We start from the raw sequence: 15,551 nt of genomic DNA, 5'->3' as shown, positions 1-15,551 counted from the left end.
ACCGCTAGACAAGCTGATTTTGTAGATAGGACTGATACAATTTAAAGTAAGCTGCCTGTTGCTGCATTAACTGCTCATGCGAACCTTGCTCTACGACATGACCATTTTCAATAACAACAATTTTATCCGCCTCACGAATGGTACTTAGCCGATGTGCAATGACTATACAGGTTCTATTTTGGCATAAGCGTCTAAGCGCATATTGTATTTTTTGCTCAGTATAAATATCAATTGCAGAAGTCGCTTCATCTAGAATTAATATTTTAGGGTTTGCTAAATAAGCACGAACTAAACAAACAAGTTGTCTTTGTCCATGACTAAGATTTTTGCCCAGTGTCCCAACTTCGGTGAAATACCCTTGCGGCAGTTGTTGCAATATCTCATCTGCCCCTAAGTCTTCAATAACTTGCATAAGTTGCTGATCTGAAGCATCAGGTTGTACCAAACGCAAGTTATCTAAAATTGTTCCACTAAATAAAACATTATCTTGTAAAACAATACTGACATGCTGTCTTAAACTAGAAAGCTGAATACTTTGTATTGGATAACGATCTAGAAAAATTCCACCCTGCTGAGGTTCATAAAACCGTGTTAGCAACTGAGCCATGGTACTTTTGCCATGTCCTGTTGGCCCTACAATCGCAATTATTTTTCCAGCTTCAATCTCCAAATTAAAATTTTGTAAAACAGGTTTGTGGGTATAAGCAAAATCTACAGACTGAAATCGAATATGACCATTCAACTGTACAAGCTTCATCGCATTCGGTTGTTCTTGAATAGTAGATTGGGTATCTAAAAGTAGAAATATACGTTGTGCACATGCTGCCCCATTTGCATAACGTTCAAATAGATCGGTCAGTTCCTGTAAGGGTGCTAAAAATAAAAATACATAGAAAATACTTTCTGCAAACTGGCCAATACTAATTATGCCGTCACTATAAGCATAACTACCAATCACAATGAATCCAGCAGTGGCTAGCGTTGAAAGTAAACCTGTAAAGGGAGCGAACCAACTGGTCCGCTTGCTGCCATAAATAATAGAATTATTAAAGTCTTTTAATAATTCTTGATAACGAGATTGATTGGTTTCAGTGTAATTTAACTGCTGAATGATTTTTGCTCCATTTACTGTTTCAACCAAATGAGCAGTAAATCGACTGCGTTCCTCCGCAACTCGTCCCCAATGTTTTTGCGATGATTTCTTAAAAATTGCAGTCATCCCAAATAAAATGGGTAGTGTCGCAAATAAGCACCAAAAGAAAGGTGGATAAATATGCCAAAGAAGTACTGAAGCTAATCCACAACGCAAAATTGCGGAAAGTAGCTCTGGTGGGCCTTGTATTAAAACAGGTTCTAGCGTTTCGACATCGCGATCGGCACGCGAAATAATCCTGCCAGCCTTGGTACGATCAAAATATCCAATATTTAAACTTTGGATATGCTGAAATAGAGAACGTCTTAAACCATTAATCACTTTCAAAGCTGCCCGGCCTGAAAGATATTTTGATAAGCCTGCTAATGCAAAACGACAAATCCAACTCAATACCAAAATGCTGATCGCAATCAATAAAACTGGCTGATGCAATACTACTTTTCCAGCAATTTGTTGAAAGCCCGAATCCAGAATATATTTCACCACCCAAGGTCGAACAAAAATACTCATTACTTGTAAAATTTCTACTGTAATTAAAGCAAGCAGCAAGTAGCGAATGGGATAAACCAAAGGAATAAGTTTTGTTAACATTCCTCTATGAATTGAAGTATTTGCTAAATTTTCTTCGATTTGTAGATCAGCTGATTTTGCGAATGGGCGGAAATTTTTAACACTGCTATTCATGCATTAATCTCCTGCTGTTGTAACTGAAAGCCCATCAACTCACGATAAAATAAACAATCTTGAACTAATTCAGCATGCGTGCCTTGGGCAATAATGTGGCCCTGATCAAGAACAATTACTCGATTAGATAAAGCAATCGTGGTTTGTTTATTAGAGTTAATAATGATTGTTTTATTCAAAGGGTTGCCACTGCCAGAAAGTGCTGATAGCCGCTGTAAAACCTGTTTTTCTGTGGTCGCATCCAAAGCACTGGTTGAGTCATCTAAAGCTAAAATGGGTGAATTCTTTAGAATAGAACGGGCCAAAGCAAGGCGTTGTTTTTGTCCTCCCGACAAGGTAACGCCCTTGTCCCCAATCAGCGTGTCTAGTCCATCATCAAGTCGTTGTAATAGTTCCGATGCAGACGCTAAATGTAAAGCATCCCTCATCTCTTGCTCAGTTGCATCTTGCTTAGCAATTCTTAAGTTGTCTGCCAATGTGCCGCTAAAAAAGAAATTTTCCTGAGGAATGATCTGAACCAAATGACGTAATTCAAATAGGCTTAAATCTTTAATATTTGTCCAGCCCATTTGCTCAGAGCCAATCAAAACTTGCCCTTCTGTTGGATCAATAAAGCGATTGAGTAAATTCATCAAAGTGGTTTTACCCGAACCCGTCTTACCGACAACAGTGACGATTTCACCTGCTCGAAATTCAACATGGCAGTGTTTTAAAATATACTTTTGCGTTGTCTCATCCTGAAAGCTTACATTTTCTAATCTAATATTTAACTCATCACGCCATTGCAAAGGCAGAGGATATCGTTGATCTTCAATTGCGGACTTCTGATCTAACATTTGCCAGATTCTTGTCGCAGACGAACGCGCATCAGCAAAAATATGTAAGACCTGACCAATGCTTTCAATACGAAATACCAATAAATTTGCCATCAGAATGGCAGCGACAAATTGCCCCACTTGCAACTGATTTTGTCCAATTAAATAAGCACCAAAAGCTATGACCCATAAATAAGAGCATGCAATAATCACTTGGGGGATAGGTAACCGTTTCGCACTTGTCCTGATGGTCTGAATGGAATGATGAATAAATAGATCTACAGCATGATTAAAGCGCTGTAAAAGTCTCTCTTCAAGTTGGAATGCTTTGACCACCCGAATCCCATTCACGCTTTCCGCTAAGTTATCACTGACTTTTTCGTAGGTAGATGCAACTTGATGATCCATTACAACCAATTGATTGGTCAGTTTAAATAGAACCAAAAGCCCTAAAAAAATAAATAATAAAGGAACTACTCCCAGCCAAGGATGGTACCAACACAAGAGTCCGACGGTCACCACAACAACTAGACTTGACTCAAACACTTGCCGCCAAAAATTGATGAGCGCTTCTTTTAATTTATCTGAATCACGTGTTGTTCGAGATAACACTTCTCCCAGCCCATGCTTCCAATGCCATGAAACATCTAAATGCTGTACTTGGCTAAAGATTCTTTCTCTTAAAATACTCAGTAATTGCTGACCAATGCTTAAAGCACTTAACCCTGCAAAATACTGAATAACAGCTCTAATACCAGCAATACTCGCCAGTAGAATGAACCAGAACCAAGGGTTTAATGGATCAGAGATAGCATGCTGAAATAAAGTTTCTCTTTCACTATGTTTTAAGGTATCAATCGCATGACCAATTGAATATTGTTGGAGTGCCAACCCGATATTCGCAATAACAAATAAGGTCGCCGTCAATAAGAAACGAAATGGCATAAATCGATACAAAGCCAAACTTCGCAATAATGGATAATTTTTAAACATAAAAGATAGAAAAAATTTGAGATTTTGTATTAGTGCGAGATTCATGCCAAATTAATGGCCTGAAAAAATATTTTAAACCATTGTTTTATATTATTTTTATAGATGACTATTTATAGTGGTGTTGGTTTTAAAACACTGGCGAAATGGTTCTGTTGTAATCGCAACAAAATTTGATATATCAACATCATAAAAAACGATATTACAAATAACCAATAAATATCAACAATTTAATAAATGGCATCAATTTTGCTTTAAAGCATAAAAATCACAAAAGGATGTCATGATGACAACACTTCAAACTCAATCATTAAACACACTTTGGTACACGCGCTGTCCTGTACCAACAGGCCTAGGCATTTCAATTCAAAAAGGTTGGCTCAAAGAAAAGTTTAATGAGCAGCAGATTGAAATAAAATCAATTCGAGAATCAAATTCCAAAGATATTCGCAACTCTCATTTTAACCATACACTTGCCAATTCAGTCCGACACGGTGGCAGTATTCCTGCAATCTGGGCATATGCATCTGGTCAAAAAACTAAAGTGATTGGATTATCTTGGGCTGATGAAGTTCAATTATTGTTAACACGCTACGATTCAAACATCAAAACTGTTGCAGACCTAAAAGGCAAACGTTTTGGAATTCCATTAAATCAGGATGCAATTATTGATTTCTCGCGTGCACAGGCGATTCGTGGTTTAGAGAATGCCTTAAAGACAGTAAATTTGAAGGTAAGCGATCTTGAATTAGTTGACTGTTTACGAGCAGATATTTTAACTGCACAGCAACAACAGCCGGAAGAAAATGATTCTAGCTTTTATGGTAATCGCAACAAAATCAACGCAAGTGCAGAGATCGTGGCATTAATTAAAGGTGATGTGGATGCCATTTTCCTAAAAGGTGCACATGCTGCGCAGATTGCTCATGATTTCGCCCTGCATACCATTATTGATATTGGCTCACATCCAGACCCTATTCTACGCTCTAATAATGGAACACCAAGAACACTCACTGTGGATGAAGATTTTCTAACGCAATATCCAGAGCAAGCACAATCGATTGTTGATGCTGTTTTACAAGCAGAACAATGGGCACATGCACACGCCGATGAAACCCATCGTTATCTAGCAAAAGAATGTAATAGTAGTGAGCAATGGGTTCATGCGGCATATGGTGCAGATGCACATCTGAAACTGAACACTAACTTTGATGAAATCTCTATTATTGCTTTACAAGACTTAAGTGACTTTCTCTATCGCTGGAATTTTATTCCTGCACAAATTAATGTCCGTGAATGGCTGGCACAAGATATTTCTATTCAAGCTCAAGTCGCTTAACAAAACAAAAAAGGTTGTCATCATGACAACCTTTTTTTATTGCCTTCATTTTACTTAGAAAATTTAGTCACATTTTCCGCCTGTTTCTTTAGAAGTACGGAGTTGTATTCTCCTGGTGGAATATTATTTAAATAATAATTTCCAACATGATATAGCCTCCAGCGAATTGGATCATGCGTGGTATGGGTTCGTGCATTACGCCAGAAACGGTCTAGGTTCCATTTCGATAAAGTTGAACTTGCCCCGAGTAATCCAAAAATTTCACTCGAAATTTTTAAAGATGCATGATCAGACTGACTACGGGTAGCAGCAACCGATAAAATCAGTTCAGTTTGTAAATCTTCATCCTCTACATTTGCCAAATGCTGTTCAAAAATCTGTGCTGAACGATCCAATAATGCCTCAGCCGAACGAACCAAAACAGCGAATTCACCAATCTGTTTGATGATATGAGGTTCATGCGTAGGCGAATCGACCCCGCTTTCTACCCAAGGTCGAGCATGATGTTGTAAATAATCAATCCCGCCTTGTAGGGCTCCTTTGGCAATTCCTGTGTCCATTGCAGCGTGTAAAATCTGAGGCCAAGTGAGTCCCGTACGTAAAACAGTGCCTAAACCACCGGTATTTCGCTTAGCAACATAACGTTCATCAACAATCACATCTTTAAAATTAACAGTGCCACTGACACTATTATTTTGTCCCATCGCATCCCAGTCATCAAGCAACTCCACTCCCTGCGTATCACGATGAATTAAAATCGAGACAGGTCCATCATCACTACCAGCAAATAAGGAAATCCACTCTGCGAGTAAAGAGCCTGTAGAATAGAACTTACTGCCATTTAAAATTAATTGCCCTTCTGAATTTCGCTGTACACGCGTCTTATGCTGAAATTTATCTTTACCACCCACTTCTGCAAGAGCATTACCCAAACGCTTTCCGCTTAAGATATCACCCAGTAACTGATCACGAATTTCATCATCATAGCCCGTTAAAACGCCTCGGAACATGGTGAAGTGAATCTGTAATAACTGCCCGACACCACCATCAGCGGATGAAATAATTTTCACCACATTGACCAAGGTTGAAATACTGGCGCCTAAGCCCCCAAATTGCTTGGGTACAATAATCGCAGTTAAACCAGCTTCTGAAATTAAGCGAGCTTGTTCATAAGGTACGGTCTTGTTATAACTGAGGTCTCGAGCAAATTGATTCAGTTGATCCGCCACCTCTTTTGCAATATCAAGTGCTTCTTGCTCACTTTGAATATGCCTGATACTACCTAATTCTAAAAAATTACGTTGGTTAATGTCGTTCATTGTTAACTCCGGAAAATCTGTTCTTTTTTATGCGCAAACTTCAAGTACCTTGTTTTTAAACAAGCTTGGCGCATGGGTAAGCAAAGTTTTGGTATATGTATGTTGAGGATGACTCAGCACTTGATCTGTTTCGCCATATTCAACAATATGTCCATTTTTTAATACGGCGACTCGATCTGCGATTGCACGAACAACGCCTAGGTTATGGGTCACAAATAGTAAGGTCACACCTTGCTGTTGGAGGTCTTGTAGCAGTTTTAAGATGGAAGCCTGAACTGAAACATCCAAAGCAGATGTAATCTCATCACAAATCAAAACATCAGGTTGGCACAGCAAAGCTCGTGCAATAGCCACTCGTTGTCGCTCTCCACCCGATAAATCTCTTGGATAGAGTTCCTGAACTTGTAGCGGCAGAGAGACTTGTTGAAGTACCTGTGTGACTTTTTCGATCGCGTCTTGTCGAGATATTCCAAAGAAATGCTGCACGACCTTAACGAGTGTCTGACCAATGGTATGCGCTGGATTCAGTGCTTTATAAGGGTTTTGAAAGATATATTGCAGTTTATGTCGCTGCTGCAAATGGCGCTGTTGCCCACGCAAGGACAAGACTTCATCTGCTAATGTAATTTGCCCATCTGCATTTTCATTCAGGCCAGCAATGACACGCGATAAAGTCGTCTTACCCGAACCCGATTCGCCAACCAATGCTAAACATTCGCCTTTTTTGAGTTGAAATGAGATATCAAAAAGTGCCTGTTGCTGCCCGTACCAGGCATTAATATGTTCAACTTTTAACAAGGCTTCCCGGTCCGTTTCTCTTTCAATCACTTGATGCTCAATCTCTTTAAAATTAATCACACCGACATGGTCCGAATGGTGACAAGCAACAAAATGCGGATCAAACTCATCTTTTAATTGAGTTAATTCAGGTTGTTTTTGACGACATATATCTGTGGCGAAAGTACAACGTGCCGCAAAAGCACATCCCACTGGACGCTCATTGGGCGAAGGAGCATGTCCTTCAATTGGAGATAAATATTTACGAATGGCCACATCGGGAATGGCGTTCAGTAAACCTTGCGTATAAGGGTGCTTAGGAGTTTCAAATAGTTGGGTTAATACCGCATCTTCTGCAATTCGACCCGAATACAGAACAATCACCCGATCTGCAATATCTTTTACCACCGTTAAGTCATGCGATACATAGATAGCAGCAACGTTATATTCCCGACATAATTTACGAATGATATTCAACACCAATGTCTGTGTCGTCACATCTAACGCGGTGGTTGGCTCATCCAAAACGATCAAACGTGGCTGTAGCAAGAATGCCAAGGCCAATAAAATTCGTTGTTGTTGCCCACCCGAAAGCTGATGAGGATAGCGCTTTAAAAATAGCTCATCATATGGCAATCCCACTTCATTTAAAATTTTGGCAACCTTTTGGTATTTTTCAGCGCTTGATAACTGTGCCTGATGAACATCTAACAATTCAAATAAATGTTGTCCAATACTTAATGCTGGGTTGAGTGCTGTTCCAGGATCTTGGGCGACATGACTAATTTTATAACCACGAACCTGACGCAAAGTATGATCATCTAAACTGAGAATATCTTCATCATCCAGTTCAATTGTGCCTTGAATAATCTTGGCTCCATAGCGTGCATAGCCCAATAAGGCACTGGACAATGTCGTTTTACCTGAACCACTCTCTCCAACTAATCCTAGGACCTCACCTTCTCGTAGGCTAAATGAAATATTAGAAACGATATGATTGCCAGTGTTGACCAATGCTACGGTTAAGTCTTTTACAGTTAATACTGTATTTTTAAATTTATCTGCCATGCTTATTTTTCCTCAATCCGAGCTGCTGCACGTCCAATGCCCTCAGCCAATACATTGGTTCCGAGTGCAAACAAAGCAATTAAGATGACAGGAGCAAATACCGCCCACGGCTGCACCAATAAACCAGCACGATTTTCATTAATCATGAGTCCCCAATCTGCTGCTGGAGGTGCCACACCATAACCCAGAAAAGCCAAACCAGATAACATACCCACAGCCCATGTCAGCATCACACCAAGATGGATGAGTAAAGGCGTCAGCATGTTGGGTAAAATTTCACGAAATAAAATATAGGTTTTTGAGTACCCGAGAATTCTGGCTGCTTCGATATATTCTTGTTCCACCAGATTAAGTGCAACGCTTCGCGCAAGACGCACTACACCAGGAATAAAAGCAATTGAAACCGTTAAAACAATGAGCCAAGGTTCCCGACCTAACATTGAAACGATAAGCAAGACCAATATAAGATCAGGAAAGGCCATAAAAACATCTGTAAGCCAAGTCACGAACTGATCAATCTTATTTCGAGCAAAAGCAGCGAATATGCCTAAACTAGAGCCAATAATTAATGCAACCAAACTGGCAGCCAGTGTCATCCAGATAATAGAAGCCCCACCAGAAAGTACACGCGACCACACATCATGACCAATATAATCATATCCAAGGAACGATTTTCCTTCAGGCGGACCATATGTCATGCCAATTAAAGCAGTGGGCTTAAATGGAACCAAGACTGGTCCAACCAGTGCAAAAATCAACACTAAGGTCGTGACGACAAATCCAAAACGTACTTGTCTTTCACGAATTAATGTTTGAAAAAAAGTTCTTTGGTACCAATGAAGTGAGCTCATTTCCCACCTCCTTGCTGAATGTTCTTTAACGCATTACGGCGGTCAACAGGTTTTACTGTAATTGGTCGACCTGACTTCCATAAACGTAATGCCTGACGACGGCCTGGCGAACGTGCTTTATGTCTTTTGGCTGTGCGTATTCTTGGTGTGAGTAAGGTCGTGATTAAATCTGCAATTAAATTAACGGCTACCACACAAATGGTTAGCAATAAAACAATTGCTTGAATGGTCGGGATATCTCTTAATTCAATTGCTGCATTGAGTGCATTACCAATACCGGGATAACTGAAAACCACTTCAATAATGAGAGCTCCACTCAGCAGAACCCGTATCGTTAATGCTGTTCCCTGCACCACTGGCACCAATGCATTTGGTAAAACATGTTTCCATATGATCCGTCGCTCAGGAATACCACGTAATCGTGCAGAGGTCACATAGTCCGACTCAAGTGCATCAATCATGGAACCACGAACTAAACGCATCAAATATGGAATAAGCGATAAGGCCAAAGTTAAAATCGGTAAAACTAAAAACTCTATTTGGCTAAAAGCTGACTGCTCTGGAATCAACAAAGATGCAGCTGGCAATATGTGCAGGATTGAGGTTGAGAAAAACATCATTAACCAGATTGCAATCACAAATCCTGGAACAGCCTTGAATAGAATAGAGCTAGAAACAATAATACGATCTAGTTTGCTATCTCGACGGAGTGACAGCCATACACCCAGTACCACAGAAATTGGTACAGTAATGACAATAACTAAGATCGTTAATGCAACGGTGTTAGCAAAATAATTCTGAACAATCTGCACAACAGGTACATTTGAATCAATCGAACGGCCAAAATTACCTTGCAATAATTGACTTAACCAATGCCAGTATTGAATCAATATTGGATCGTTCAGGCCCAATTGTTCACGAAGTATTTGAACCGTCGCTTCCTGTGCTTCTGGGCCCAAAATAACGCGAGCCGGATCAGATGGGAGTGCTTGTGTGGCAATAAATACAATAAGACTAATCACAAATACAACCAATACACCTGACAACAACCGTGTGAAAAACCAAGGTAACCATGCTGGTATTTCAAATGATCTCGTCATTGATTGATGTGAAATGGCTGTCTCTATATTGCTGGATTGCGTTGTCATAGCGGTCACCCCCTACGCCAAAATTCATCTGTACGCCACGCAGCAAAGCCAGTGCGATCGGGTGTTACACCACCAATTTGGCCAGAATGTGCATCGAGTACATGATTAAAACCCCAAATGAGCAAACCACCTTGCTCATGTTGAATATGCTGTGCTTCATGAATGAGGACTTTGCGTTTTTCCAAATCAGGCTGTTGTAATGCTGTATGAACCAATTCAGTAAAACGTTGATTGTTGAATCGGGTTTTATTATTTGCCGCACCAGGCCCATCAATTTGCAAGACGGTTAATAAAAAAGGTCGTGAAACGTTTGAACCTGTACTAAATGCCCAATCCTGTTTTACAGCATCAGCAAAGGTGGCAGCTTCAACCTGTTTAACATTAACGATAACACCAGCCTGAGCCGCATGCTGAGCAAAAACCAATGCGGCATTGCTATCTGGCCCTGTATACAAATCAACCGCCAAGCTATTGCTAAAACTAGCTTCTTTCAACAATGCCTTCGCTTTATTTAAATCTTGCTTACGTTGCGCAATACTGTGGTCATATACAGGATCACTAAAGGAATAGAGATCATTTGCAACTCGTCCTTGTCCAGCCAAAGCCCGTTTAACCAAATCATCTCTATTGGCAATCAATCTAAAAGCTTGACGTACTCGAGGATCATTGAAAGGTGCTTTTGAGGTATTCATATCAAAAGATTGCCAAGCATCTGTTTCAGATGAAACGAGATTCAATCGTTTATTGGCTTGAATTAAAGAAATATGTTCGGCACTTACCCCTGAAGCAATGTCAATTTGACCAGATTGCAAAGCAGCAAGACGCCCTGTCTGATCTTTAAAATCAATGATTTCGATTGCATCAGCATAAGGCTTATTTTCTTTCCAATAGTTTTCAAAACGAACAAAGCGTGAACGTTGACCTGGTGTAAAACTGTCAAGCTTAAAGGGACCTGCTCCTACGACATTTTTAACTGGGTCATAATCTGTAGGAACAATTCCTCCCCAACTCATCCATGCCTCAGGTAAAGCAACTAAGCCTTTTCCTTGAGCAAAAGGGATCTCAACGGTGTATTCATCGACCTTCCTAACTCCATCTCGTTGCAATGAATAAAGATAGGCAGCAAATGGAGACGCGAGTTTAGGATCCGTCAAACGGCGTAAGGAGAAAATAACATCATCAGCAGTAATGGTTTTACCGTGATGAAATTCGAGTCCTTTTTTTAAGCGAATGGTCCATTTCGTTCCATCATTATTCGGCTCCGCAAATTCAGCAAGTGCAAGTTTAGGCTGGATATCTCTGCCCCATTCCCATAATTTTGCATATAAAGGCCACCCTCTGAATGCACTGGACATACCAATAGGTTTATGCGCGTCTAAATTACCTGCTTGATTGCCATTGATCACCCCAATTTTGATCACGCCACCTTTTTTGGGCGTATCATTTTGATCTGTACTCACATGAGTATTCTCAGAAGATGAAGAATCAGTTTTAGAACATCCTATCAGGCTCATTGCTGCAACAGCTCCAACCCCAAATCCAGTTTGTTTAATGAGTTCTCGACGTGTAATTTTGTTCATTTTTTCTCCCTTAAACGACGACTTCTTGATTCAAGAGAGAATCAATGGATGAGTTTTTATTGAGCTTAGGTAGCTCAAAACCATGATCGAGCTCTAATAAAGGGAACAATAAATCAGCTACACGATAGGCTTCTCCAATTAAAGGGAAACCAGATAAGATAAAGGCTGATACACCATGGCTTTCATATTCTTTAATTCGTTCAGCAATATTTTCAGCACTGCCGACCAAGGCAGTACCTGCTGCTGGGTTTAAAATATCAAAACCAAATAAAGATGGCCCAGTCCAAACATTAGGATAAATTTCAAAATCTTTAGCACGAGGTAATACGCCATGGCGGAGCAATGTCAGATTTCTTTGAACGATCGGATTTGGACTTTGATAACTCTCAAAAGTTTCATTAGGAGGAAGCTGTCGTTTAACCGCTTCGATTGCATAATTGACATCAATTTTGTCGAGTAATGACTGAGCATACTGCCAAGCCTCTTCTTCTGTTTCCCGAACAATAATTTGTAATCGAGTACCAAACTCTAAACTGCGCCCAATTTTTGCAGCCTCAGCAGCAACTTTGCCAAACTTTTCTCCAAGCAACGGTGGCGTATTTGCAAAACTTAAGTACACATCGAGTAACTCAACAGAATGCTGAACGCCTTTCGCAGAAGTTCCGGCTCCCCATAAAGGAACACCCTGCTTTTGAGTTGGACCATGCCATTTGGACATAGACGATCCACCTTCTAGACGTGGAGCAATTTGAATAAATTCCCCCTCAAATCCAGACCGATCACCTAAATAGTTTTGCTGAAATGCTGTCCAGTATTCTTTGCTAAAGTCATAACGCTCATCATGAGTATAGTGAATACCTAAAGCTGCCAAACCCTGATCATTTCCATTGACGACATTAAATAACAAACGCCCTTTAGAAAATGCATCAAAAGTTTGCGCATATTTTGCCAATACTGCTGGCTGGACTTCCCCAGGATGTTGGGCAACCAGAAACTTTAAACGTTCAGTAAATGGAATTAAACTTGCAGCAACAGCAAGTGTTTCATACTCGCTGGTGCCCATCAGTGAACCGTAAAAACCAAGTCGATCCGCAGTAATCGCAATCTGTTGCAAGTGTTCATAATCGGTATCCCACCGCCCAGATTCCAACCAAGGATATGGCCCATCCGGAGAAGTGAGATACCATAAAAGTTTTACAGCCATAGTATTCTCTATATTTATATTTGAATCAGATTTCTAATGAAGTGGAAGTAATCCAAGCGACTTCGCTTTATCGGTTAAACCACTCATTCGCCACTGCTGGTGTAAAACACCCTGTCCGTATTCACGGCTTCCCCCAGCTAATTCAGCAAGTAGCTGAATCTGTGCACCTTCCTCAAGCAATAGGATAAATTCAGCTGTTTCTTGTAATCCCTGACGTCCCCATACGGTTGCACCACCGTTGGCTTCTAAAATTGCTCGATGTTCGATATCAACGTTGAGTTGATCTAAAATGAAATCTACTTCTGCCTGACGGCGATCAATATAAATCGGTAGTTCTTTAAATAAATGAAAGCGCTGAACAGGCACATAACGAATCGGTAAGGTACGATGGGTTTGCGCCCAAGCCCCTAAATTCGGCGCGTGTACATGAGATATTGTGGTGACATCTGCATGCTCGCGAAAAAGTTTGTTATAACGCCCACCTGCATTTTTTCCTCCCAATAAAACTTCACCATCAATTGTCTCCACAAGTACTTTGCTTTTTTTATCTTTAGACCAAGGTCCTGCATAGTTAAAAGTGACTAAGGTATTATCAGGTCCACGTTCAACAAAATTAACCGTTCCATTTGCCGTGATTGTTCTTGTTTCACGAAATACTTCAAAAGCAAATTCAGCTTTTTCACGATTCAATTCGATAAAATCATTAAGTTCAGGGGAAAGTGGCGTTTGAATAAGTGTTGTCATGATCAATATCCTATTAAAATTGCTTATTTTGGCGGCGCTTTAAAACTTCGAGTAAAGGACGGTGGTCGACCCAAGTATTAATATCGACATCACGCTCGAGAAAACCATGTAACCAAAGGAAATCTTTTTGTTGTCTTAAAAGCTCTAAACGCTCTTCACTTAATGATGGATGTAAAGACTTATGAAAATTATTACGGTAGGCTGTCGCGACACTCTCTGCGCCTGCAATCGTTTCATCTTCAAGAATAACCAGCACTTCATCTAAATGATCTTGCGCCCAATCTGCGGTATCAAACAGCTCTTCCAGAAAATCAACGACGACATCAAAGTGATCTTTCAATAAGTCTTCATGTACAGTAATTGGACGAGGCGTACCATTGTTTACACGGGAGGTCACATCCTCAAATTGATCCAAATCAATCCCAACTTTTAAACCGCGTTTCGTCGCAGCTTCCACAGCAGATGCTCCCTTTACATAAACTGCATCAACTTCACCGGTGATTAATGCATCTAATCCAGACCAATACGTACTGGCATCACGTTGTTGTGTATTCGATTCCGCTCGTTCAGGGACTTCAATAAAATCCACATCACGGAAGGTTAAATTTGCGAGTTGCAAAGCACCTCGAATACCCTGTAAAGACATCGCTCTAAAAATGCTACCTGCCCGTTTGTCTGCATATTCAGGTAAAGCAACTTTTACGTTTTTTAAATGCTCTGGTTTGCTGATTTCAGAATCAGGGCGAACAATAATTACCTGCCATTCATCAATCCATGTCAAACCAATGAGTCGACTTGGAGCACCTTCAGAACGAGCAGCTAATGCTGGAACATTTCCACCTTCACGAAATAATGCGGGTAGTTGATGATCAAAATGATGAACAGATAGACCTTTACGGGCATCTTGTAAAACAGCAACATCAATACCATGCTGTTCAAACTTTTCAATCAGTGTCCCACGTTTGAGTGAGATACCTGTTGCTGTTGGCACTGGACATCGTGTGACCCAAATTTCAGATAAGGTGTTTTTTACCAATTCTTTAGAATTTTCTTTTTTATCGATAACAAGTGACATAGGTATTCCTTAAGATATTTCCAATTTCATATCACTTGTATTGAGCAGCTTTTATGCCAACCTTTATTATCTATATTTTTCAATAATTTAAATAAATATCAGTATCTCATTATTGTTTATATTTCATCATTTTTTGAAATCAGTGTTGTTTTAGCAACAGCTATTAGGAAAGAAAATAAACCACTCTTTGGCAGAAACAGCTTATTTGGGATTTCACGAAAATTTAAATTTCATACTATTTATTTAAATAACCCATCTATCCTTTTATTTCTGAATCTAACAGGTATAGCTGCTTCCCCTTGGCTTTGTACAACAATAAAGAATTAACTCTTTTAACAAGCAAAAACTATTTTGGTAATTTATTAACTAAATTGCCTTCCAAAACACTTACTTCAAGTTACTGAATACATTGAGTATAAAAATGACAACTTATGTGTTGTTTAACGGTAAGATAAGCTGTAATTTTCTATGTTAATTATGCTTAAATGCTAACTCTCTCATTTTTCAACTCGCTCAGGTTATAATGATGGTCTCCCAAAATATGGTTGATCTATTATGAACGCCTCCAATGACCCTCTACACGGCAAAAAACTTGCTGACATTTTGGATGAATTATTGGATTACTACGGTGGCTTTGAAGGCTTAAGTCGTAAAATTGAGATTAGATGTTTTTGCATAGATCCAAGTGTTAAGTCATCGTTGCGATTCTTACGTACCACACCATGGGCACGTGAAAAAGTAGAAAGCTTATATTTGTATGTCTTACGCCAAAAAGCCAAACAGAAATCGTAGCGATCAAAACGC

General features: G+C 39.8%; 12 protein-coding genes. 2 read left to right on the top strand and 10 right to left on the bottom strand.

Features of this window, described 5'->3' with window-relative positions; genetic code table 11:
• Nucleotides 1–4 precede the first annotated feature (4 nt).
• Nucleotides 5–1,837 (bottom strand): ABC transporter ATP-binding protein, encoded by a 1,833-nt coding sequence (locus A7P55_RS16055; RefSeq protein ID WP_171552879.1) that lies wholly within the window; start codon nt 1,835–1,837, stop codon nt 5–7.
• Nucleotides 1,834–3,645 carry an ABC transporter ATP-binding protein gene (locus A7P55_RS16050; protein WP_171552878.1) on the bottom strand — a complete coding sequence of 604 codons (1,812 nt, stop codon included), beginning with the start codon at nt 3,643–3,645 and terminating at the stop codon, nt 1,834–1,836. The genes A7P55_RS16055 and A7P55_RS16050 overlap by 4 nt, the downstream gene beginning before the upstream one ends.
• Before the next feature lie 283 nt (nt 3,646–3,928).
• Between A7P55_RS16050 and A7P55_RS16045 the strand changes: the two genes are divergently transcribed.
• Complete coding sequence (locus A7P55_RS16045; protein ID WP_171552877.1) at nt 3,929–4,981, top strand: ABC transporter substrate-binding protein; 1,053 nt, start codon at nt 3,929–3,931, stop codon at nt 4,979–4,981.
• A gap of 50 nt (nt 4,982–5,031) precedes the next feature.
• Here the strand turns inward: A7P55_RS16045 and A7P55_RS16040 are convergent, their stop codons facing one another.
• From A7P55_RS16040 to A7P55_RS16005, 8 genes are read right to left on the bottom strand one after another with little or no spacing between them, the layout of a single operon-like run.
• Nucleotides 5,032–6,300, bottom strand: coding sequence for an acyl-CoA dehydrogenase family protein (locus A7P55_RS16040; RefSeq protein ID WP_171552876.1), 1,269 nt, complete (start codon nt 6,298–6,300; stop codon nt 5,032–5,034).
• 27 nt (nt 6,301–6,327) lie between these two features.
• Entirely contained in the window at nt 6,328–8,145 is a 1,818-nt protein-coding gene (locus tag A7P55_RS16035) for an ABC transporter ATP-binding protein (protein WP_171552875.1), read from the bottom strand.
• A gap of 2 nt (nt 8,146–8,147) precedes the next feature.
• The gene (locus A7P55_RS16030) at nt 8,148–8,996 is read right to left on the bottom strand and encodes an ABC transporter permease (protein WP_171552874.1); all 849 of its coding nucleotides are present in this window, start codon (nt 8,994–8,996) and stop codon (nt 8,148–8,150) included.
• Nucleotides 8,993–10,144 carry an ABC transporter permease gene (locus A7P55_RS16025; RefSeq protein ID WP_171552873.1) on the bottom strand — a complete coding sequence of 384 codons (1,152 nt, stop codon included), beginning with the start codon at nt 10,142–10,144 and terminating at the stop codon, nt 8,993–8,995. Before A7P55_RS16025 ends, A7P55_RS16030 begins: the two co-directional genes overlap by 4 nt.
• 5 nt (nt 10,145–10,149) lie before the next feature.
• On the bottom strand, nt 10,150–11,724 hold the full coding sequence (locus A7P55_RS16020) for an ABC transporter substrate-binding protein (RefSeq protein WP_171552872.1): 1,575 nt from the start codon (nt 11,722–11,724) through the stop codon (nt 10,150–10,152).
• Between the two features lie 10 nt (nt 11,725–11,734).
• Nucleotides 11,735–12,928: an LLM class flavin-dependent oxidoreductase gene (locus A7P55_RS16015; protein WP_171552871.1), complete on the bottom strand. Its 1,194-nt coding sequence runs from the start codon at nt 12,926–12,928 to the stop codon at nt 11,735–11,737.
• Between the two features lie 33 nt (nt 12,929–12,961).
• Nucleotides 12,962–13,672: a class II aldolase/adducin family protein gene (locus tag A7P55_RS16010; protein WP_171552870.1), complete on the bottom strand. Its 711-nt coding sequence runs from the start codon at nt 13,670–13,672 to the stop codon at nt 12,962–12,964.
• Between the two features lie 13 nt (nt 13,673–13,685).
• Complete coding sequence (locus A7P55_RS16005) at nt 13,686–14,747, bottom strand: ABC transporter substrate-binding protein (protein WP_171552869.1); 1,062 nt, start codon at nt 14,745–14,747, stop codon at nt 13,686–13,688.
• A 555-nt stretch (nt 14,748–15,302) separates the two neighbouring features.
• Here A7P55_RS16005 and A7P55_RS16000 point away from each other — a divergent pair.
• Nucleotides 15,303–15,539 (top strand): VF530 family protein, encoded by a 237-nt coding sequence (locus A7P55_RS16000; RefSeq protein ID WP_003651786.1) that lies wholly within the window; start codon nt 15,303–15,305, stop codon nt 15,537–15,539.
• Nucleotides 15,540–15,551: the final 12 nt, after the last annotated feature.

The organism is Acinetobacter sp. Ac_5812 (assembly GCF_013072695.1).
GTDB lineage: Bacteria > Pseudomonadota > Gammaproteobacteria > Pseudomonadales > Moraxellaceae > Acinetobacter.
Note: the sequence above shows the minus strand (reverse complement) of the source record. Positions and strands in the feature narration are given on the sequence as shown.